General features: G+C 55.7%; 18 protein-coding genes. 10 read left to right on the forward strand and 8 right to left on the reverse strand.

All coding sequences use genetic code 11. The features are described from left to right. Nucleotides 1-405 precede the first annotated feature (405 nt). The 5 genes from CPH65_RS04375 to CPH65_RS04395 all read left to right on the forward strand — a co-directional run bounded on the left by CPH65_RS04375 (nucleotide 406) and on the right by CPH65_RS04395 (nucleotide 5959). Nucleotides 406-1326, forward strand: coding sequence for a sugar ABC transporter substrate-binding protein (locus CPH65_RS04375; RefSeq protein WP_096172297.1), 921 nt, complete (start codon nucleotides 406-408; stop codon nucleotides 1324-1326). Between the two features lie 67 nt (nucleotides 1327-1393). Beyond that, nucleotides 1394-2956, forward strand: coding sequence for a sugar ABC transporter ATP-binding protein (locus tag CPH65_RS04380; protein WP_096172298.1), 1563 nt, complete (start codon nucleotides 1394-1396; stop codon nucleotides 2954-2956). Next, the gene (locus CPH65_RS04385) at nucleotides 2949-3923 is read left to right on the forward strand and encodes an ABC transporter permease (protein ID WP_096172299.1); all 975 of its coding nucleotides are present in this window, start codon (nucleotides 2949-2951) and stop codon (nucleotides 3921-3923) included. The genes CPH65_RS04380 and CPH65_RS04385 overlap by 8 nt, the downstream gene beginning before the upstream one ends. Before the next feature lie 39 nt (nucleotides 3924-3962). Beyond that, nucleotides 3963-4889, forward strand: a complete 927-nt coding sequence (locus tag CPH65_RS04390; protein ID WP_197703958.1) for a ribokinase — start codon at nucleotides 3963-3965, stop codon at nucleotides 4887-4889. A gap of 59 nt (nucleotides 4890-4948) precedes the next feature. Further along, a complete protein-coding gene (locus tag CPH65_RS04395) occupies nucleotides 4949-5959 on the forward strand; it encodes a LacI family DNA-binding transcriptional regulator (protein ID WP_096172300.1) in 1011 nt (336 codons plus the stop codon). Nucleotide 5960: 1 nt separating this feature from the next. On the opposite strand, the gene CPH65_RS04400 is transcribed toward CPH65_RS04395, so the two are convergent. Continuing rightward, nucleotides 5961-6425: an RbsD/FucU family protein gene (locus tag CPH65_RS04400; protein ID WP_096172301.1), complete on the reverse strand. Its 465-nt coding sequence runs from the start codon at nucleotides 6423-6425 to the stop codon at nucleotides 5961-5963. A gap of 176 nt (nucleotides 6426-6601) precedes the next feature. Next, nucleotides 6602-7636 carry a LacI family DNA-binding transcriptional regulator gene (locus tag CPH65_RS04405; protein ID WP_096172302.1) on the reverse strand — a complete coding sequence of 345 codons (1035 nt, stop codon included), beginning with the start codon at nucleotides 7634-7636 and terminating at the stop codon, nucleotides 6602-6604. Nucleotides 7637-7842: 206 nt separating this feature from the next. On the opposite strand from CPH65_RS04405, the gene CPH65_RS04410 reads away from it, so the two are divergent. The 5 genes from CPH65_RS04410 to CPH65_RS04430 all read left to right on the forward strand — a co-directional run bounded on the left by CPH65_RS04410 (nucleotide 7843) and on the right by CPH65_RS04430 (nucleotide 13887). Then, nucleotides 7843-9363, forward strand: coding sequence for a sugar ABC transporter ATP-binding protein (locus tag CPH65_RS04410; RefSeq protein WP_096176236.1), 1521 nt, complete (start codon nucleotides 7843-7845; stop codon nucleotides 9361-9363). Continuing rightward, nucleotides 9360-10379 carry an ABC transporter permease gene (locus CPH65_RS04415; RefSeq protein WP_096172303.1) on the forward strand — a complete coding sequence of 340 codons (1020 nt, stop codon included), beginning with the start codon at nucleotides 9360-9362 and terminating at the stop codon, nucleotides 10377-10379. Before CPH65_RS04410 ends, CPH65_RS04415 begins: the two co-directional genes overlap by 4 nt. A 167-nt stretch (nucleotides 10380-10546) precedes the next feature. After that, complete coding sequence (locus CPH65_RS04420; protein ID WP_096172304.1) at nucleotides 10547-11503, forward strand: substrate-binding domain-containing protein; 957 nt, start codon at nucleotides 10547-10549, stop codon at nucleotides 11501-11503. A gap of 158 nt (nucleotides 11504-11661) precedes the next feature. After that, on the forward strand, nucleotides 11662-12720 hold the full coding sequence (locus CPH65_RS04425; RefSeq protein WP_096172305.1) for a sugar phosphate isomerase/epimerase: 1059 nt from the start codon (nucleotides 11662-11664) through the stop codon (nucleotides 12718-12720). Between the two features lie 3 nt (nucleotides 12721-12723). Further along, nucleotides 12724-13887, forward strand: a complete 1164-nt coding sequence (locus CPH65_RS04430) for a Gfo/Idh/MocA family protein (protein WP_096172306.1) — start codon at nucleotides 12724-12726, stop codon at nucleotides 13885-13887. Nucleotides 13888-14008: 121 nt separating this feature from the next. On the opposite strand, the gene CPH65_RS04435 is transcribed toward CPH65_RS04430, so the two are convergent. Genes CPH65_RS04435 through CPH65_RS04460 form a run of 6 tightly spaced genes read right to left on the reverse strand, consistent with a single transcriptional unit; the run spans nucleotide 14009 to nucleotide 20307 of the window. Beyond that, a complete protein-coding gene (locus tag CPH65_RS04435) occupies nucleotides 14009-15631 on the reverse strand; it encodes a fucose isomerase (protein WP_096176237.1) in 1623 nt (540 codons plus the stop codon). Nucleotides 15632-15687: 56 nt separating this feature from the next. After that, nucleotides 15688-16410, reverse strand: coding sequence for an alpha/beta fold hydrolase (locus CPH65_RS04440; protein WP_096172307.1), 723 nt, complete (start codon nucleotides 16408-16410; stop codon nucleotides 15688-15690). Between the two features lie 9 nt (nucleotides 16411-16419). Further along, on the reverse strand, nucleotides 16420-17442 hold the full coding sequence (locus CPH65_RS04445) for an ABC transporter ATP-binding protein (protein WP_096172308.1): 1023 nt from the start codon (nucleotides 17440-17442) through the stop codon (nucleotides 16420-16422). Next, a complete protein-coding gene (locus CPH65_RS04450; protein ID WP_096172309.1) occupies nucleotides 17439-18485 on the reverse strand; it encodes an ABC transporter ATP-binding protein in 1047 nt (348 codons plus the stop codon). The genes CPH65_RS04445 and CPH65_RS04450 overlap by 4 nt, the downstream gene beginning before the upstream one ends. After that, nucleotides 18485-19363: an ABC transporter permease gene (locus CPH65_RS04455; RefSeq protein WP_096172310.1), complete on the reverse strand. Its 879-nt coding sequence runs from the start codon at nucleotides 19361-19363 to the stop codon at nucleotides 18485-18487. The genes CPH65_RS04450 and CPH65_RS04455 overlap by 1 nt, the downstream gene beginning before the upstream one ends. A gap of 2 nt (nucleotides 19364-19365) precedes the next feature. Further along, nucleotides 19366-20307 (reverse strand): ABC transporter permease, encoded by a 942-nt coding sequence (locus CPH65_RS04460; RefSeq protein ID WP_096172311.1) that lies wholly within the window; start codon nucleotides 20305-20307, stop codon nucleotides 19366-19368. Nucleotides 20308-20365 lie beyond the last annotated feature (58 nt).

Below are 20365 nucleotides of genomic sequence, written 5' to 3' on the forward strand. Positions count from 1 at the left end.
GAAATCATAATCCAGACGCAACAGGATCGTTTGCCGATCGATTCAGCCGGTTCGTTCTGATTGCTTCCTTATCCGAGAAAATCCAGAAATCATCCGTTGAAAACTTCTGATGCAATTCGCATCAAGCGTCTTGCTCTCTGTAGTGATACGCCTTGAATAGACAGAATCCTGGTGGCTCAGAAGCCTATCCCCCAGTGTATTTTGCCCTTGAAATTCATCGTAAACCTTAGCGATTTCACAGTATTTACAACCAAAGCAGTATCCAGAATGGCGCGTTAAATGAAACGATTTAAAAAAATGAAACGTTTCATATTGACTGATGCTTTTCATCTGCTAAGGTTTCTGGAGCGGTTAGTCCAATAGGAGTTCGGACTAAATCCAGCGAGGTCATATAGGGAGGATATTATGACAATTCTTAAGACGATTGCTGCTGCTGCATTGGGCGGCTTGATCATGACTGGCTCTGCTTTTGCAGACGACAAGCCAGTCGTCGGGCTGGTGATGAAGTCTCTGGCAAACGAATTCTTCCAGAACATGATGGAAGGCGCAAAAGCGCACGAGAAAAAGCGCGGCGACTACGTGCTCAAAGCGGTCGGCATGAAAAACGAAACCGACTTTGAATCTCAAATCAACGCCGTTGAAAACTTCATTACCCAAGGCGTCGACGCCATCGTGATTGCTCCGGCTGATTCCAAAGCCATGGTCCGCCCGGTGAAAAAAGCGATTGCTGCGGGTATCGTTGTTATCAACTTCGACGTGGCTCTGGATGCAGGAGCGAAAAAACAACAGGGTCTGGAATTGGCCTTTGTTGGCCCTGACAACCGGGGTGGCGCCAAGCTTGCAGGCGATGCTCTGGCCGAGAAGATCGGCAAAGGGGGCAAAGTTGTCATCATTGAGGGCAACCCGGGTGCTGACAACGCAACCGAACGTCGCCTTGGCTTTGAAGCATCGGTCAAAGAATACGATCTTGATCTGCTCGATAGCCGCACAGCCCATTGGGAAACCGAAGAAGCCAACACCGTCTTTTCCAACATGTTGACGGCACATCCGGATGTCGAAGGCGTTATGGCGGCCAACGATTCCATGGCCATCGGTGTTGTCCGTGCGCTGGAAGCTGCTGGTCGTGACGACATTGTTGTTGTCGGCTTCGACAACATTCCCGCAGTGGGACCAATGATCGAAGACGGCCGTCTTTATGCCACCGTTGATCAGTTCGGCACCGACATGGCTGCCAACTCAATCGATCTGGCTCTTGAAGTTGCTGAAACCGGCAAAGAGCTCAAAGGCTGGGTCAAAACACCCATTGAGCTTGTCACCAAAAAATAAGTGAAGAGAAACGCTCGGCCATCGCCTGCCGAAGGCCGGGCAACTCGCTCTGAGAAAGCAATTTCAAATGGCAGTTTCCTCTCAATCTTCAGACCATGCGCATCAGATATTGAGCGTCTCTGGTCTCAAGAAGTTCTTTGGTGGCGTAAAGGCTCTGGATGGTGTTGATTTTTCCCTCGAAGCGGGCGAAGTCCATGCGCTGGTCGGAGAAAACGGGGCCGGAAAATCCACGCTCATCAAGGTTCTGACCGGCGTGTATGAGTTCGAAGTGGGCGATATCCTTCTTAAGGGAAGCCCCTACAAGCCAGCCACACCGAACGACGCAAAGGTCCACGGCGTTCAGGTTGTTCATCAGGAATTCAACCTGCTCAACCATTTGAGTGTGGCCGAAAATATCGCGATCGAAGCGTTCCCGAGAACCAAATTCGGGCTTCTGGATCGCAAGGAAATGGAGCAGCGCGCCCGTGTGGCCCTTGATGCAATCGGGTTGACCGACGTGAGTGTTCGCACCACTGTGGACAGCCTTGGTGTTGCGCATCGGCAATTGATCGAGATCGCCCGTGCTCTGCAATCCGACAGTGAAATTCTGATTTTGGACGAACCGACAGCCACGTTGACCGAGCGGGAAACGGAGAGGCTGTTCAGGATCGTTGAAGAGATCAAAAAAGAAGGCGTCACAGTTGTGTTCGTGACCCATCATCTCAATGAGGTGTTTGAGATTTGTGATCGGGTGACGATTTTCCGAAATGGCAAAACGGTCGTTTCAGAGAAAATATCCGACACGACGCCGGAGCAGGTCGTGCGCCATATGGTGGGGCGCAGCCTGTCTGATACGGTTGACCTCAATGATGAGCGACCGGAAAAAGGTGAGATTGCTCTTAGCTTGAAAAATCTGCGGGTGGTCGATTGCCCGCATGAAGAAGGTGTCTCTTTCGATCTGCGGTATGGCGAGATCGTTGGTATCGCTGGATTGGTCGGCGCAGGCCGCACCGAAATCTTGCGCGGCATTTTCGGTGTCAATGACGTCTTGTCCGGGACGCTTCAAAGAAATGGCACGGATGTTGTCATCAAGGGGCCGTCCGATGCCATCAAGGCCGGTATCGGCTTTGTGACGGAAGATCGCAAAGACGAGGGGTTGATCCTTTCCATGTCGATCTCGGCCAACATCGCCTACCCGAATATGGAAAAGGTCTCTCATGGCGGCATTCTTTCCGCCGCAAAAGAGAATGATCTGGCCATCGAGGGCGGCGACAAGCTGCGCCTTAAATATGGTGCCATTGCCGATGCAGCGTCCAGCCTGTCTGGCGGCAACCAGCAAAAGGTCGTGTTGGCCAAATGGCTTGCCACACAGCCATCGGTTCTCATGCTTGATGAGCCGACGCGCGGTGTCGATGTGGGAGCGAAAGCGGAGATCTATGCGATCTTGCGGGACCTGGCGGAAAGCGGCGTCGCGATGTTGGTCGTGTCGTCTGAAATGCCTGAATTGATGCGTCTATGCGACCGCGTGTTGGTCTTATCAAATCACCAGATTCAAGGAAGCCTGCAGCGTGCGGACTTCAGCGAAGAGAGAATTCTCAAGCTTGCCTACCAGCAGGACACGGGACCACGGGAAGAGAACGAAAATGAGTGAAGTGGCAAAACAAAAATTGACCTTGAAAGACGTCATTAATCAGGCCGGTATCGGTCTGGCACTGCTGGGACTTGTCATCTTTTTTGCGACAACGACAGAGCATTTTCTGACGCCAAACAACATCACCAACATTCTCACCCAGATTACAATCAATCTGGTGCTTGCCGTGGGCATGACATTCGTGATCCTGATCGGTGGCATTGATCTGTCGGTCGGGTCTGTCATGGCCCTTGCGGCCGTTGTTGCGGGCAAGGCGATCACGACGGCGGGCATTGGCCCGGGGGAAGCAATCGCATTTGCCGCCGCTGCCGCGGTGCTCGCCGGTGTGGTTTGCGGCATGCTCAACGGTGTCATCAGTGCGTATTGGGGGCTGCCTTCCTTTATCATATCGCTTGGCATGCTCAACATTGCCCGAGGGGCTGCGCTTCATATTTCTGAAGCACGGACAATCTTCTCCTTCCCCTTTGCGTTTGAGGAGTTCGGTTCCGCTCAGGTCTACGGTATTCCGGTGGTGTTCATGTTGGCCATGCTGTTGGTTCTGGTCGCCTGGTTCGTGTTGAACAAGACGGTGTTTGGACGCCTGATCTATGGCATCGGCAGCAATGAAGAAGCTGTTCGTCTCGCGGGTCATTCGGTGTTCTGGTACAAGGTCGCAGCCTTTGTCATATGCGGTCTTTGCGCAGGGGTTGCAGCGATCATCTATATGGCGCGCTTGAACATCTCCAGCCCAATCGCGGGGATTGGCTTTGAGTTGAATGCCATTGCTGCCGTGATTATCGGCGGAACCAGCCTGTTCGGCGGTCGCGGTTCGGTGATCGGCACCTTGCTTGGGGCCTTTATCATCGGCGTGCTTGCGAACGGTCTCATCCTGTTTGGCCTGAATGATTTTATGCGCCAGATGATCACCGGCGTTGTCATCATCGTCGCTGTCGTGCTGGATTATTACCGCGCCAAGTTTGCCGGATAGGACTGTGGCAATTGCCCGCTCAAGACTGCGAGGACCATCATGATAAAATCAATCGCCGTTGTCGGCAGTGTGAACCTTGATCTGACCGCTTATCTGGACCGATGGCCAGAAAAAGGCGAGACGATCAAAACCCGCGAAACCAAAATCGGTATTGGCGGCAAAGGGGTCAACCAATGCTGCGCTGCTGCCAAGCTTGGTGGAGCGGTAACGATGATCGGTGCCATCGGCGATGATGAGTTCGGGCGGGGGTGCGTAAAGACTCTGGAAGAGATCGGCGTGCAGACTGCCATTATCGTCAAGAATGATCATTCAACCGGTATGGCGTTTATTGATGTCGGTCCTGAAAGCGATAACATCATCCGCATCGCCGCTGGCGCCAACGGGGCGCTGGATACAAGTGACATCGCAAGTCGGTCCGAGCCGATCGAGAAGGCTGGTTATCTGCTGCTTCAGAATGAAGTTCCGGTCGAAGCGTCCGTTGCTGCGGCCAAGACGGCACATGCTGTCGGAACGATTTCGATTATGGATCCCGCGCCTGCTCCAACGCCTGCGTGGGGCAGGGACGTGCTTGCCGCGTTCGATATTCTCACGCCCAATGGTGGTGAAGCGGGTGCAATCCTGGATCGAAACGTCAGAACACTGGAAGACGCTGCCAAGGCGGCCAAAGATCTGGCGCACCTGTGCCGGGTTGGCGCGATCGTGACCATGGGCAACTTGGGTGTCGCCTGGCATCTGCAGGGATGTGCGGGAGAAATGGAATGCCCGAAAGTGGACGCTATTGATACGGTCGGGGCAGGAGATTGCTTTAATGGATCCTTCGCCTTTGCGTTGTGCGATGGTGTCAGCTATGAAAAGGCCATCCGGTTTGCTTCTCACGCAGCATCCTTGTCAACGACCCGGCAAGGGGCCGTGAGTTCACTTCCGTCTCTAGACGAGGTCAGGGAATTCATGGAAAAAAGTGGCTGATTGCTGTTTCCATAGTGTAAGAACATTCTTGCACGATAGAATGGATAATTGATGACCCCATGGCTGAACGAAAAAAAAACGTAACAATCAGAGATGTAGCAAAACACGCAAATGTTTCGGTCGGCACAGTTTCCCGTGTTCTTTCCAAGAATGAGACGGTGAAGCAACCTCTGCTCATTCGGGTCAATCACTCAATAGAGGCCTTGGGGTACAAGCCCAACTTGGCAGCACGTGCCCTCAGGGCCAACAAGGATCAGGTTCTTGGCCTGGTCCTTCCGGATATTACCAATCCATTCTTTGCCCAACTGGCCAAGGAAATAGAGCTGGAAGCCTCAAGGCATGGGCTTGCTGTCATTCTTGCCAGTTCTTTCGATGATCCCAAAAAGGAAGCCCGGCGGGTTCATGCAATTCTGGATCGCGCTCCAACGGGCATCATCGTGATTCCTGCAGGCGACGAGCGGTTCTTCAAAAAGCCGGACGATGTCCCGATCATCACAATTGACCGACCTGTCAAAGGCGAATCCGAGGGTGTGTTTGCTGATCAGGAAGCTGGCGCATCGCTGGCCGCTGATCATGTGTTTGCGTTGGGCCACAGGAACATTGTTTATATCTCGGGGCCCGAAGGAACGGTGGTTTCAGAGCTTCGTCAGAGAGGCTTCAAAGACCGGATCACGGAGCTTTGCCAAGGTGACCCATCGTTCAGGCTGGAAATCAGATCCGGTCTTTTTGACTATGAAACAGGGGAAAGAGTGGCCCGTGACGTGCTCGGCAATGACAGCAAGGATCGGCCGACCGCGATTGTTGCGGCCAGTGATCAGCAGGCAATCGGAGCACTTAGGGAAGCGCGCGATATCGGCGTGACGGTGCCTGATGACCTGTCGATTGTTGGGTTCGATGATATTACATTGGCGAATATCATTGTTCCAAGGCTTACGACCATTCGCCAGCCAATTGAAGCCATGGCAAAAATGGCGGTGAGGCGCGTGTGCGACATTGCTCAGGAAGACGGCGGTCTGGACGCCAGTTGCAGTTTGATCGTGCGCACATCCACTGCACCGGCGCCCGACTGATTCACACTTCGAATAGCTGATCCGGAGCGATCACGCCTTTCTTGAAAATGAAGCAGCCATAGAACCGGGTTTCGCCGGTCTGAACGATTGCATAGGCATTCTTGGCAGCTTCATAGAAGGCAAATCGCTCAATCTTTGTCAGCGCCTTGTCTGATCCTTCCGCCGTTTTCAGTGCAGCTTCGACTTCTTTTTGAACGTCTGGCGTTTCGTCTGGCGCGCCCACCACTTCCATGGCGAGGGCGTAATCATCAACGAAATTGTCGACAGGCATGACAGAGAGGATGGCTTTTGCCACATCTGCTGCAGAGAGGTTCTCCATAAACAAAGGGGAGCCATGGACGGTGCTCTTTGCCATTGAGGACGACGGGAAATTTCTGTCGACGAGCACAATCGTGTCACCATGCCCCATGGCCCTCAATGTTCCCAGAACATCGCTGTTTAGCCGGTGATCAATCCCTTTTAGCATCTGCTTTCCTCCTCATTCAGAACTAAAAATCTGGTGCTGTTTATAGCAGATTTGAACAGTCGGAGATACAATAAATGAAACGTTTCATATTCGCAGATCGCCAGAGTTGCCTGCCTGATACGTCACCTGAATTGGAAGGGGCCATCACGCAGATAACGGCGATGCCATGCTGCTGATTATTGCTTCAGAGGATTGGGCGCTCCACATGATCCTCGCACGATCAGATCGCCATGCAGCAGACTGGTTTGGGTTGGGATCGACCGGGATGGCAAATTGTCCAATAAGTGCTTCATTGCCATTTCACCAATCCGGTTTCTCGGTTGCCGGATGGTCGTCAAAGAGGGGGTCACGTGGCTTGCGATCGGGACATCATCAAAGCCGACAACTGAAAAGTCCTTTGGCACATCGAAGCGGCGGGATTGCAGCGCGCTGATAACCCCGATGGCGCTGTCATCGTTAAAGCAGAAAAATGCTGTCGGCAAAGTGTCGCGGATGAACAGAAGCTCCACCGCCGCGCGCCCCCCTTCGCTGGTTCCGTCTGCCCGGATTCGCCAGATTTCGGGCTTGTCATAGGCTTCCAGCATGGCATCGCAATAGCCTTTGTATCGCAGTTCCGACGTGGCACTGCCCGCTGGCCCGGTAATATAGACGATGCGCTTATGGCCCAGTGAGATGAGATATTCCGTGGCGATTTTTGCCGCTGCGACGTCATCAACGCCGACATAAGAGAGATCTTCGCGGTTGACCGGATGATAGGCTGAGACCAGAGGCGGATAGGACGAGGCCGGAGACTGCGGCCAGCCGGCAACCGGCAGGTGACCGGTCAGCAACAAAAGGCCATCGGCCATGCCGGTCGAGAGGAAACGCATGTACTTTTCTTCGAGCGCGATATTGCCTTCGGTGTTGCCGATCAAGACGCCATAGTCGCGTTCGTTTGCGGCTTTCTCCAGGCCAATAAGGATGCCGGGAAAGTTGGGATCGGAAATGGATTCCGCCAGAATCATGACCATCTGCGATCGTTGCATGCGCAGATTTTGTGCCATGGCATTGGCCGTATAACCTGTGCGTGCAATGGCCGCATTGACCTTTTTACGGGTGCTCTCGGCGACCTTTTCCGGTGTCCGGATAGCGCGGCTAACCGTCGCGATGGATACGCCAGCAAGCTTGGCAACATCTTCGATGGTTGCAGATTTTTTTCCGATATGTTCCAAATGATCAATACAGCAATGTGGCGCAAATCCCGTCATGGTCCAAAGACACGACCGCGACGGACTCCACAAAAGCAGTCCTTTCCATGCATGAAATATACGCCTTCGACATGCAAATGAAAAGGTTTACATCGAGAATGAAAAGGTTTACATTTTGAAAAAATGGGTTGGGAGGCCCATAGAATCTCTTGGGAGGAGACTGTGACTTGTTGGACACCAGCGCCGAAGCTGTGCCGATTCTATCGGCCGAGAGGATCAGCAAATCTTTTGGCACCGTGCCTGTGCTATTCAGCGTCAACTTTGACATTCATGCAGGCGAACTGCATGCCGTGATCGGGGAGAATGGAGCGGGTAAGTCCACCCTGATGAAGATCCTGTCAGGGTTTCATCCCTACACGTCCGGCTCGATCAAGTTGGATGGTAAACCGATCATCCTGCCGCCGAATGGACAGGCGGAAGATCTGGGCATCGTCCTCATTCATCAGGAATTCAACCTTGCCGAGCAAATGACCGTCGAGGAAAACATTTTTCTGGGGCGGGAACTTGAGAAGGGTGGCTTTCTCAACAAGGCCGAAATGCATGACCGCGTGTTGGCCATGTTGCAGGATGTCGGTTTGTCGATTTCCCCCAATGCCCGCATTTCGGAGTTGTCGATTGCCCAGAAGCAGATGGTCGAGATCATCAAGGCAATGAGCCGCAATGCGCGCATCCTGATCATGGATGAGCCGACAGCTGTGCTCTCTCAGGCAGAAACCAAGCTGTTTTTCAAACAGGTCAAACGGCTGAAAGAACGCGGTACCGCCATTATGTTCGTGTCGCACAAGCTGCACGAGATAAAAGCGATTGCCGACCGCATCACGATCCTGCGTGACGGACAGTGGATCGCGACCGAGCCGGCGGCGCATTTCACTCTGGATACCATGGCGCAGATGATGGTCGGGCGCGAGCTCTCGGATCTCTACCCGCCGATCGTGGAGGCCGACATAGACGCCGAGCGCGTGCTGGAGGTCGAGGGTCTTGCGACAGATCTGGCCAAGAATGTCAGCTTCTCGCTTCGAAAAGGGGAAGTGCTCGGGTTTTCCGGTCTGATCGGCTCGGGACGAACAGAAGTTTTTGAGGCCATCTGCGGCCTTCGCCCGATCAAGGAAGGCAGGGTCAAGCTGTTTGGGAAGGTGGCGCATTTTCATACCGCGGCCGATTCAAGGGACGCGGGCATCGCCTATTTGACCAAGGACCGGAAAGGCAAAGGGCTACTGGTCGAGCAGAAAATGCAGCCCAATCAGACGCTGTTTGCCCTTCCTAAATTTGTCAGGCACCTGCTTCTGGACAAGTCAGCGGAAGAAAATGCTCTCAAGCGCGGCATTCGCCGCTTTGACATTCGGGCGCGGGACGAAAACTGCAAGGTCAGTGAGATGTCCGGCGGCAACCAGCAGAAACTGCTGCTCGCCAAGGTCATGGAAATCGATCCGAAAATCGTGATTGTCGATGAGCCGACCCGCGGGATCGATGTTGGCACCAAACAACAGATCTACCATTTCATTGCAGCACTGGCTGCAGAGGGCATGTCTGTCGTGGTGATCTCTTCTGAAATGCCGGAAATTATTGGCATCTCTCACCGGGTCATCGTGATGCGTGAGGGGCGTGTCATGGGTGAACTGACCGGAGATGCCATCAACGAAAATGAAATTGTGCGCTTCGCCGCAGGCTTGAAGGAGGAAGCCACATCATGACGGACACCACTGCGAGCAAAACTATGAAATCCTTGCCCTTTTCTACCGATCTGAAGACATTGGGTCCGGCTGTCGCCTTGCTGCTTCTGTGCATCGTCGGGTTTTCGCTGAACGCGGCCTTCCTGTCAGAAGGCAATATCACCAACCTGCTGACCCGCTCGGCCTTCATCGGCATTATCGCCGTGGGGGCAACCTTCGTGATCACCGCCGGTGGGCTTGATCTGTCCGTCGGCTCCATGGCCGCCGTGATTTCCGGCGTCATGATCATCATCATGAACGCGCTGGTGGAGACCTCGGGCACGGGCCTTGCAACGGTCGTGATCGGCTGCTTGGCGGCAATTTTCCTTGGTCTTAGTGCAGGGTTCGTCAATGGCTTCCTGACGACAAAGGGCAAGATCGAGGCTTTCATCGTTACCTTGGGCACGATGGGTATTTTCCGCTCGCTGGTGACCTATTTTGCCGACGGCGGCACCTTGTCGCTCAACTATGACATTCGCGGCACTTATGGGCCGGTTTATTATGGCGACTTTCTGGGTTTGCCTGTGCCGGTTTGGGTGTTCATTAGCGTTGCGATCATAGGCTGGATCCTGCTCAACAAGACGTCCTTCGGGCGCTATTGCACCGCCATCGGTTCCAACGAGAGCGTCGCGAAATACTCGGCCATCAAAGTCGACCGCATCAAGACCTGGACCTATATCATTCAGGGCATCTGTGTTGCACTTGCCACGATCATCTATGTGCCGCGTTTGGGATCCGCGTCCTCCTCGACAGGGGTGCTGTGGGAGCTGGAAGCCATTGCTGCGGTGATCATTGGCGGCACCATGCTCAAGGGCGGTTATGGCCGGATCGGTGGCACCATATTGGGCGCTTTGATCCTGACGACAATCGGCAACATCCTGAACTTCACGGATCTGATCTCGAACTATCTCAATGGCACCATGCAGGGACTGATCATCATCACCGCTGTATGGCTCCAGCGCGGCAACTTTGGCCGCAAGAAGGAAGCCAAGGTCTGAGGATCTAACGCTTCTTTTCCAAAAGAATGCCTGCTCGGCGAGGCCGGGCAGACCAGAATTGGCTCAAGCTGAACCTGCAGGGAGGGACCAGCGCAGGGTCTGCTTGGCCAAAATCCTGTCGTGATCGCGCGATCAGGCAGAAGTCGTTTAGAACTTGGGAGGAAATTATGAAACGAAGCAAGACAGTTTTCGCGGCCGCGCTGACCGGAGCGATGATGCTCGCCGGTTCGGCACTGGCCGCCGACAAAATCAAGATCGGGGTCTCGTATCCCACGCCGACGCACGCATGGGCCGCCGGTATGAACTGGCATGCTGAAAAGGCAGAAGAACGCCTTGAAGCCCTTTATCCCGATGTGGATCTCATTCTGGTCAACTCACCCAATCCGAGCGAGCAGGCGTCAGCTATCGAGGATCTGGTATCGGTTCACCAGATCGATGCCCTGATCGTGCTTCCGTTCGAATCCGAGCCACTGACCGAGCCGGTGAAGAATGTGAAGAAATCCGGCGCTCTGATCACTGTTGTTGACCGTGGTCTCAGCCAACCGGGCATCGAAGACATCTATGTCGCCGGCAACAACCCTGAAATGGGTCGCGTTTCTGCACAATATATGAAGACCCGTCTGAAAAAAGGCGACAACATCGTGATCCTGCGCGGTATTCCAACCGTGATCGACAATGAGCGCTTTGATGCCTTCATGGCGGAAATCGATGGCAGCGGTATCAATATACTCGATCACAAGCATGCCAACTGGAACCGCGACGATGGCTTTGAAGTGATGCAGGACTTCCTGTCCCGCTTCCCCGATATCGATGCGGTCTGGGCGCAGGATGACGACATTGCAATCGGCGTTGTTGCTGCGTTGAAACAGGCTGGCCGTGATGGTGACGGTATGTTCGTTGTTGGCGGTGCTGGTATGAAAGAAACCATCAAGGGCGTCGTGGAAGGCAACGAACTGGTTCCGGTCGATGTTCTTTATCCGCCAGCAATGATCGCGACCGCGATGGATGTCACCGTCGCTTCGTTCAAGTCGAACGGTCCGGTTGCCGGTCGTTACATTCTGGGCGCAACGCTGATCACCAAGGACAATGCCGAGAGCTTCTACTATCCGGATTCTCCTTTCTGATCCAAGTGCCTGACTCTCCGAGCGTTGGGTTCGCGCTGCGGCGCGGGCCTGACATCGGACCACCAAACACCAAACATCGAACACCAAACCTTTCAGGGCGGACCGCTCCCGCTGCATCAGCCCGCTCTCGCCTCACACAAGTTTCAGGGAGAAAAGCCATGAAAACTCTACAAGGTCCGGCGCTGTTTCTGGCGCAGTTCGCGGGGGATGATGCCCCGTTCAACAGTTGGGACGCGATCACCAAATGGGCCGCAGATTGCGGCTACAGGGGCGTTCAGGTGCCCACTTGGGATGGCCGCCTGATTGATCTGGAAAAAGCCTCCAGCTCCAAGGACTATTGCGACGAATTCAAGGGAATCGCAGCTCAGAACGGCGTGACGGTGACCGAGCTGGCAACCCATTTGCAAGGACAGCTCGTGGCCGTCCATCCCGCCTATGACACAGCGTTTGACGGATTTGCAGTATCTGAGGTGCACAACAATCCAAAAGCCCGTCAGGAATGGGCTGTCGATCAGGTGAAAAAATCCTTGGCCGCGTCCCGCAATATGGGCATCGGAAATCATGCGACCTTCTCGGGCGCGTTGTGCTGGCCATATCTCTATCCGTGGCCCCAGCGTCCGGCCGGGTTGGTGGAAGCTGCTTTTGACGAGCTGGCCGCTCGCTGGTTGCCAATCCTTGATTTTGCCGATGAGTGCGGCGTCAATGTCTGTTATGAAATCCATCCCGGAGAGGATCTGCACGATGGTGTGACCTTCGAGATGTTCCTTGAGCGCGTCAAAAATCATTCCCGCGCCAACATGCTGTATGATCCGTCGCACTATGTGCTGCAGTGCCTCGATTATCTGGATAATCTCGACATCTACAAAGACCGGATCAAAATGTTCCACGTCAAGGATGCCGAGTTCAATCCCACCGGTCGTCAGGGCGTTTACGGCGGCTATCAGAGTTGGGTTGATCGTGCTGGCCGCTTCCGTTCCCTCGGTGACGGACAGGTCGATTTCGGGGCTGTTTTCTCCAAGCTTGCAGCCATGGATTTTGACGGTTGGGCCGTTGTCGAATGGGAATGCTGCCTCAAGCATCCTGAAGATGGCGCACGGGAAGGTGCACAATTTGTCCGGGATCATATCATCCGCGTGACCGAAAAAGCGTTCGATGATTTCGCCGATGGTGGAACGGATGATGCAATGAACCGCAAGATGCTGGGGCTGGAGGGCTGACGTATGGCAATCACAGGACGCAACGAAGACTTGGGCGGGCGGATCCGTCTGGGCATGGTCGGCGGCGGCAATGATGCCTTCATCGGCGGTGTGCACCGAATCGCTTCGCGCATCGATGACAAATATACGCTGGTTGCCGGGGCTCTATCCTCGACACCGGAAAAAGCGCAGGCGTCCGGGAAGGCCCTTGGACTGGACCCGGATCGCATCTATGACAATTACACCCTGATGGCCAGTGCCGAGGCGGCTCGGGAAGACGGGATAGAAGCCGTTTCCATCGTGACGCCGAACCACGTGCATTATGCCGCTGCAATCGAATTCTTGCGTCGCGGTATCCACGTGATCTGCGACAAGCCGCTGACCTCCAACATTGAAGACGCCAAGAAACTGGTTGCTGAAGCGGAAAAATCCGATGCCCTGTTTATCCTGACGCACAATTACACCGGCTATCCGATGATCCGGCAGGCGCGCGAGATCGTGACCAAGGGTATGCTGGGGGCCATCCGGGTGGTGCAGGTGGAGTATCCGCAAGACTGGCTTTCCGGCCCTGCGGACAACAAGCAAGGGGAATGGCGTACCGATCCGGCCCGCGCCGGGGCGGGAGGCTCAACCGGCGACATCGGAACGCATGCTTTCAATCTTGCGAGTTTTGTGACCGATCTGGAGCTTGAAAGCCTCGCTGCTGATTTGCAGAGCTTTGTCGATGGCCGCCCTGTCGATGACAATGCCCATGTGATGATGCGCTTCAAAGGCGGGGCACGCGGCATGCTCTGGTCAAGTCAGGTCGCGCCGGGCAACGAGAATGCCTTGCGCCTCAGGGTCTATGGTGAAAATGGTGGCCTTGAGTGGTTTCAGGAGGATCCGAACTATTTGTGGTATACGCCGCTGGGTGAGCCCAAGCGCCTTCTGACCCGTGCTGGCAGTGGTGCGATTGATGCGGCTGCCCGTGTGACCAGAATTCCGGGGGGGCACCCGGAGGGGTACCTCGAAGGCTTTGCCAATATCTATACCGAGGCGGCAAACGCCATCATGGCGAGGCGCGATGGCACCGATCTTGATCCGGCAGTGATCTACCCGACCGTACGGGATGGCCTCAAAGGCGTTCAGTTTGTTGATGCCTGTGTCCGGTCTTCCGCTGCCAATGCGGCTTGGGTGCAACTGGATTAGGTCACCAGTCCATTCATCCTCGCCCGTAACGAGGGATAAGCAATAAGCCCCGTCCGATTTCTCGGGCGGGGTCATTTTTTAAGGTGCTCTTGTTTGCCGGTTGAGTGACGAGATGATAAGCCTAGAGACCCAGAGGGCCGCCATCGGCGGCGGTGCCGCAAAGGCTGACATCCAGACCCAGCTTCTGTGCCAAGGCGGCTTTGGTGGTCATGGCCAGATCCGCAGCTTCTGTATCATTGGCGTAAACGATCTGGATGTGGTTGGCCTTGTGGCGCGCCATCAATTGATCGCGGGTCACGCCGTAAAGCACGCCGTGCATGATAGGCCAGGCATAATCGGTCTGGGTCCAACGCCGTTCGGTCTCGGCCTCTGGCAGGCTGATCGCCTTGCCCCGGCCAAGGTCCATTTTCAGCTTGCCGTCCTCAATGAAAATGCGCGACCAGACGATCTCTCCGGGCTGAGCGACACCGCGGAGCGTGCCACCGCCAGAGGGGAAGAACACCGCAGGTTGGCGCATGGACGAGCTCTTGTCATAGCCGCCATGGTGGGCTGCAGGGGCGGCACCGGAAATCTCGAAGGTCCAGACATAGTCGTGGGTGGTGCCGGAGCGATCAAGGTCACCCCAGCGGATGTCATGCAGGGTCGTTTCGACCGGCTGGCCGAGCGCACGATGGATGCGGTTGGTGACCATCGCATCAAGGCCCGCGCATTCATCCACCTCATTGAAGTGAACGACAGCCTTGCCTTCCCGCAGCACGTTTCCCTGAAGGTCCTTGACCGGCGGGCGCTCATCATTGTTGAGCAGGCCCTCGACGAGATCAGAGGCAGGCAGAAGGTCTTTCAGGCCCTGTTGGTACTGGATGCCGATGCTCTCGCAGCCGAAGTCTTCGGCGAGGCGGACAGCCGCGATATACATCTTGCACTGAAGCAGAACCTGCGCCTCGACCAGCTCCGTTGCGCCGTCGGTGCCGAAATGGAAGGTGATGCCGCTGTTGATCAGCCAGTCGAACACCTCGCGCGCATCCTCGTCAGAGACTTGCGTGGTTGCGTAATAGAGGGCCGATTGAGACAGGCGCTCCTTGAACACGCCGAGCGGGAACAGGAGCTCGTCCGGGATGATGGCATTATACATGCCCATGCAGCCCTCATCGAAGATGCCCATGATGGAGCGTTTCTGATCAAGGTCGGCTGCTATGTCTGCCGCAATGGACAAAGCCTGCTCATTGTTCGTGCCGGCAAAGGGGTGAACATGTCTCATGTCATGGTCGATATGCCCGGTTTCGAGCCATTCGGTCATATGCTCGATAAACCACTTATCCTCGAAATCAACGCTCCAGAGCGAGGAATAGCGAACGCCAGCCTTGGTCAGCGAGCCGTTGAGATTGAGCAGACCGACGAGGCCGGGATAAGTGGGTGACCAATTGCCAACGGTCAGGATTGGACCTTCATGGGCGATGAGGCCCGCCAGAATGTTCTGCGAATATTGCCAGACGGCCTCGGCAACGATCAGCGGGGCCTTGCGGTCGAGATTGGCAAAGACGTCCAATCCTTCTTTCTGGCAGGTGATGAAACCGTGCTTCTGCTCTGGCTTGAAGGGATGTGCACGGGTCACGGCGCAGCCCAGACGCTCACAGATCGCGGTCAGCTGCTGCTCGAATTTCTCTTGCGCAGGCCAGCAGGTTTCGTTTGCACTGGGGCGCAAGTCTCCGCTTGCGACGAGATATGCAGCTGCAATCTTCGACATGGTTGTATCCTTTTGGTGCTTGGATCGTGTCATTTCTTTTCAACGGAGCTTTTCGATCAGGCGCTAACGCACCGCGTAGCCTTTTCCGTTACCCATTCATCGAGAACCCTGTTGAAGTGATCAGGATGTTCAATTGGCGGGCAATGAGAGCAGTCCGGCAGCAGAACAAGTCGACTGTCCGGAATGGCTTCATGCATTTCCCGTGCTCTTTCTGGCGGCGTGACTGTGTCTGCCTCGCCAACGACAATCAGAGTGGGTGCCGTGATATCCTTGAGACCGGTGCGACCATCGGGCCGAGCGATAACGGCGTCAAGCTGGGCTTGATAGGCCTTCACTCCCATTTTGATGGCGTCATCAGCGATTGCGCCGAGAATGCGCACCGGGACTTTGCCAAGATGAATGCAGCTGCTCTCCATCAAGCTGGCGTGGGCGATCGCCATGCCCTGATCTTTGGCCAGCTCAAGTCCGGCCAATCGAAGATGGGTGTTGTCGGGATTTTCCGGGCGGGCCGAGGTGGAAACAAGGACAAGACTGAGCAGTCTATCCTTGAGCTTGGGGGCAAGATGCAGCGCAACATAGCCGCCCATTGACCATGCCACGAAATGAAAGCGTTCTGGACACTGCTCAAGAATGCAATCTGCCATTTCCTCAATCGAGGTCATGTCATAATAGCCATTTGGAACGGTGACGACGCGATCTTTACCGAAAACAGGAAGCTGCAGGCTCCAGGAGGACGCGCCGGACAAAAGGCCAGGAAGGAAAACAATTGGATCTAACATCAGATTGACTCATTGGCTCTGTTCGGCAATCGGCTGGATTGTCGAGAATTGGTGGATGATCTCCTCGGCACGGTGGCAGGCAACAGCGTGATCGGTGCCGATCTCTCTGAGCGGAGGCACGGACTGACTGCACTGGTCCTGCGCGAAGGGGCAGCGGGGCTTGAAATGACATCCCGGCGGAGGGGCGAGGGGGCTCGGCAGCTCTCCCGACACCTGAGCTTTTTTACCCCTGTCCGTAGGATGAGGTCGTGGAATGGCCGATAGGAGGGTTCGCGTGTAGGGATGGGTCGGCTTTGCGAAAAGCGTTGCATTGTCGCCGATCTCGACAATCCGCCCCAGATACATCACAGCCACGCGGTCAGCGACATGAGAGACGACGGACAGGTCGTGAGAGATGAAGATCAACGAGAGGTTCATTTCCGACTGAAGGCGGATGATCAGGTTGAGGATCTGCGCCTGAATGGAGACGTCAAGGGCGGAAACCGGCTCGTCGGCCACAATCAGTTCGGGCTCCAGAGCGATAGCCCGTGCAATGCCGATGCGCTGGCATTGGCCGCCGGAGAGTTCGTGCGGATATCGATCAAGATGGTAACTGCTGAGACCTGCAAGCTTTGCAATGGCCTCCACCTTCTTGTCGATCTCCGCACGAGTCCCCACTCGGTAATTTCGCAAGGCTTCGCCAATGATGGCGCGAACCTTCATCCGTGGATTGAGAGAGGCGTAAGGGTCCTGAAAGATCATCTGAAAGCGCTGGCGGGCTGCCTTCAGAGACCGGCCTTCAAGGCGTGCTATGTCGACCCCGTCGATTTCGATGCTGCCATCTGTCGGGCGTTCAAGGCGCAGAATGAGACGGGCAAGAGAAGACTTGCCGCAGCCGCTTTCTCCGACCAGCCCGAGGGTTTCTCCCCGCGCCATCTTCAGCGAGACATTGTCTACGGCATGCACTTGCCGCCGCGTGCCACCAAATCTCTTTTGGGCGAGATGGTAGATTTTGGAGACATTCTCCAACAAGAGATAGGCTTCTCCCGTCATGATGACCAGGCCCTCACGATGTCCAGTTTCGAAACGGTTTGAAAGACGTCTGCGTCATGTACGCATCGCGACATATGGTGCGGTGCAATCTGGCGCATGGCGGGCGCCTCGCTGAGGCACTGCTCGCTGGCGAAGGCACATCTGGGTGCAAAGCTGCAACTGGGGAGTGACCCTTCAAGGCGGGGCACAGCGCCCTCGATTTCATGCAACATCGAACGGTGGGCCGAGCCGATGCCCGGCAAGGAGGCCAAGAGCCCGGCTGTGTAGCCGTGCGACGGGCGTGAGAACAGATCCTCTATGGGCGCATTCTCGACCACGCGGCCCGCATACATCACCATCATCCGATCCGCATGGGAGGAAACCACGCCGAGATCGTGGGTGATGAGCAGCACACTCATGCCGAACTCGGACCTTAAGTCAGAGATCAGATCAAGCACCTGAGCCTGAACGGTGACATCAAGAGCCGTTGTCGGTTCGTCAGCAATGAGCAATTCGGGATCGCAAGCCAATGCCATGGCAATCATCACCCTTTGCCTCATGCCGCCTGACAGTTCATGGGGGTAGGAGGAGAGGCGACTGGCGGCATCGGGGATGCGCACGAAATCCAGCATGTCTTTGGCTCGCTGCGTGGATTTGCTCCAATCCCATTGCCAATGCTCGCGCACCGCCTCAGAAATCTGCAGTCCGATTGTGTGCACCGGGTTGAGAGAACTCATCGGATCTTGGAACACCATCCCGATCCGCGCGCCCCGGATCTGGCGCATGGTCTTTTCACTCGCCCCGATCAGCTCTTCGCCCGACAGCTGAACCGATCCAGACAGGATGCGAGCATTGTGGCGCGGCAGCAGTCCCATCACGGTCATCGCGGTGACACTCTTGCCGCAGCCGCTCTCGCCGACGAGGGCCAGAATTTCCCCCTTGCCCACGGACAGTGAGACGTCATCAAGGGCCCTGACGGTGCCGCTGCTCGAGCGAAACTCCAACGACAGATTGTCAACTTCCAACACCGGCCTTTCGAGGTCTTGTTGTTGTGCTTCAAGCATCACAGCGCCCCCCTCTTTTGCTTGCGCGGATCAAGGGCGTCGCTCAGCCGGTCGCCAAGGATATTCACCATCAGAACGAGGAAGGATAAGAGGATACCGGGGTATGCCATCAGTTCCGGACGGATACGGAAATAGCTCCTGGCATCTGCCATCATGCCGCCCCAGCTGGGAATTTCAGGCGATGTGCCGACGCCCAGAAAGCTCAGGACGGCAGAGGCGATGATCGCCGAGGCGCAGGCGTAGGTTGCCTGAACGAACACCGGCCCCAATGTGTTGGGCAGAATATGGCGCCAGACCAGCGGAATGCCCGACGTGCCAATGGATATGGCAGCAGAAACATAAGGTTGTTCGCGCACACTCAGTGTCACTGAACGCACCAGTCTGACCATGCGGGGAACCTCGGGAACGGCGATTGCGACAATGACGGTGGTCACGCCCGCATCCATCAGGGAGGCAAGGGCAATCGCGAGCAGGACCGCCGGGATTGCCATCAGGGCGTCGTTGAGACGCATGATGATGGCGCCGCCAATGGAAGACACACCGGCGTAAAGACCGATTGCTACGCCAACGATAGTGGTGACGATCGCAACCAAAAAGCCGACCGCAAGCGAGACGCGCGCGCCGAAGATTGCACGGGCAAAGACATCCCGGCCCAGATGATCCCGCCCCAGAAAGGCGTCCTCTGATGGTCCCCTTAAACGAAGCGCGGGATTGATCGCAACGGGATCATCGGCAATGAACGGAGCAAATATCGCCATCAGCATGAACCCGATGAGCACGGCAAGGCAGAAATAGGTCAATGGGTCAGCCTGATACCACGCGTGGCCTTTCGTGGTCACAGTGACATCGCCCGGGGCAGCGGACTTTGCTTTGAGCATGATTACCCCCTCACACGCGGATCAAACAGCGCGTAACTTAGATCGACGATCAGGTTGATGAAAATGAGCAGCGCAGAGAAGAACAGAATGACGCCCTGCACGAGCGGATAGTCCCGCCGTGTGATCGCATCCACTGTCAGTCGGCCAACGCCGGGAATGTTGAACACGGACTCGGTCACGACCATGCCGCCAACCAGAGCGGCAAAACCGATCCCGACCACGGTTACAACGGGCACGCCTGCGCTTTTCAGCGCATGGACCACCAGAATGCGAAAAACACCCAAGCCCTTGGCGCGGGCTGTGCGGGTGAAATTCTCGCTCAATGCCTCCAGCATGGCCGCGCGGGTGACGCGGGCAATGAGGGCCGCAAAAACCAGCGCCAGTGCGAAAGACGGGAGCGCAAGGGAATGCAGCGTCGTCAAAATGCCTTCCGAAAGCGGCTTATACCCTTGCACAGGAAACCAGCGCAGTTTTACGGCGAACACATAGACCAGCATGTAGGCGATGGCGAAGACGGGCACGGAAAATCCGAGGACGGCAAATCCCATGATGGCGCGATCAAGAAAGCCGTTGGCGCGCCAGGCCGCGACGACCCCGAGGGGAATGGCGATGAGAACCGTGAGCATCAAGGTCACGATTGCGAGCATCATCGAGGGTTCGATCCGCTGTGCAATCAGGCGGGTCACGGGCTGTCCCGAATAGATCGAATTTCCCAGATCCAGTTGCAACGCATCGCCAGCCCAGATACCAAACTGGACAATGAGCGGCTGGTCGAGATGCAGTCTTTCCCGAATGGCGTCAACCTGTTCGGTGCTGGCGTTGTCGCCAGCAAGCAACAAGGCAGGATCACCGGGGGTGAGATGAACAAGCGAGAAAATAAAGATTGCGACAAGGCAGATGATTGGAATGGCCGCAAGGATTCGGCCCGCGATATAGCGAAACACCACTGATCTCCTGTTGGGACGCTTCACCCCGCAAAAGAGGGGGGGAAGCGATCGTTTG

This window comes from Cohaesibacter sp. ES.047 (assembly GCF_900215505.1).
Taxonomy (GTDB): Bacteria; Pseudomonadota; Alphaproteobacteria; order Rhizobiales; family Cohaesibacteraceae; genus Cohaesibacter.

Excerpts from the sequence above, each read along its gene's own strand:
- CPH65_RS04450 (WP_096172309.1), bottom strand. The coding sequence starts at position 18,485 with ATGCTTGAAGCACAACAACAAGACCTCGAAAGGCCGGTGTTGGAAGTT.
- CPH65_RS04425 (WP_096172305.1), top strand. The coding sequence starts at position 11,662 with ATGAAAACTCTACAAGGTCCGGCGCTGTTTCTGGCGCAGTTCGCGGGG.
- CPH65_RS04455 (WP_096172310.1), bottom strand. The coding sequence starts at position 19,363 with ATGCTCAAAGCAAAGTCCGCTGCCCCGGGCGATGTCACTGTGACCACG.
- CPH65_RS04400 (WP_096172301.1), bottom strand. The coding sequence starts at position 6,425 with ATGCTAAAAGGGATTGATCACCGGCTAAACAGCGATGTTCTGGGAACA.
- CPH65_RS04375 (WP_096172297.1), top strand. The coding sequence starts at position 406 with ATGACAATTCTTAAGACGATTGCTGCTGCTGCATTGGGCGGCTTGATC.
- CPH65_RS04445 (WP_096172308.1), bottom strand. The coding sequence starts at position 17,442 with ATGACGGGAGAAGCCTATCTCTTGTTGGAGAATGTCTCCAAAATCTAC.
- CPH65_RS04440 (WP_096172307.1), bottom strand. The coding sequence starts at position 16,410 with ATGTTAGATCCAATTGTTTTCCTTCCTGGCCTTTTGTCCGGCGCGTCC.
- CPH65_RS04390 (WP_197703958.1), top strand. The coding sequence starts at position 3,963 with ATGATAAAATCAATCGCCGTTGTCGGCAGTGTGAACCTTGATCTGACC.
- CPH65_RS04420 (WP_096172304.1), top strand. The coding sequence starts at position 10,547 with ATGAAACGAAGCAAGACAGTTTTCGCGGCCGCGCTGACCGGAGCGATG.
- CPH65_RS04435 (WP_096176237.1), bottom strand. The coding sequence starts at position 15,631 with ATGTCGAAGATTGCAGCTGCATATCTCGTCGCAAGCGGAGACTTGCGC.
- CPH65_RS04430 (WP_096172306.1), top strand. The coding sequence starts at position 12,724 with ATGGCAATCACAGGACGCAACGAAGACTTGGGCGGGCGGATCCGTCTG.
- CPH65_RS04385 (WP_096172299.1), top strand. The coding sequence starts at position 2,949 with ATGAGTGAAGTGGCAAAACAAAAATTGACCTTGAAAGACGTCATTAAT.
- CPH65_RS04415 (WP_096172303.1), top strand. The coding sequence starts at position 9,360 with ATGACGGACACCACTGCGAGCAAAACTATGAAATCCTTGCCCTTTTCT.
- CPH65_RS04395 (WP_096172300.1), top strand. The coding sequence starts at position 4,949 with ATGGCTGAACGAAAAAAAAACGTAACAATCAGAGATGTAGCAAAACAC.
- CPH65_RS04380 (WP_096172298.1), top strand. The coding sequence starts at position 1,394 with ATGGCAGTTTCCTCTCAATCTTCAGACCATGCGCATCAGATATTGAGC.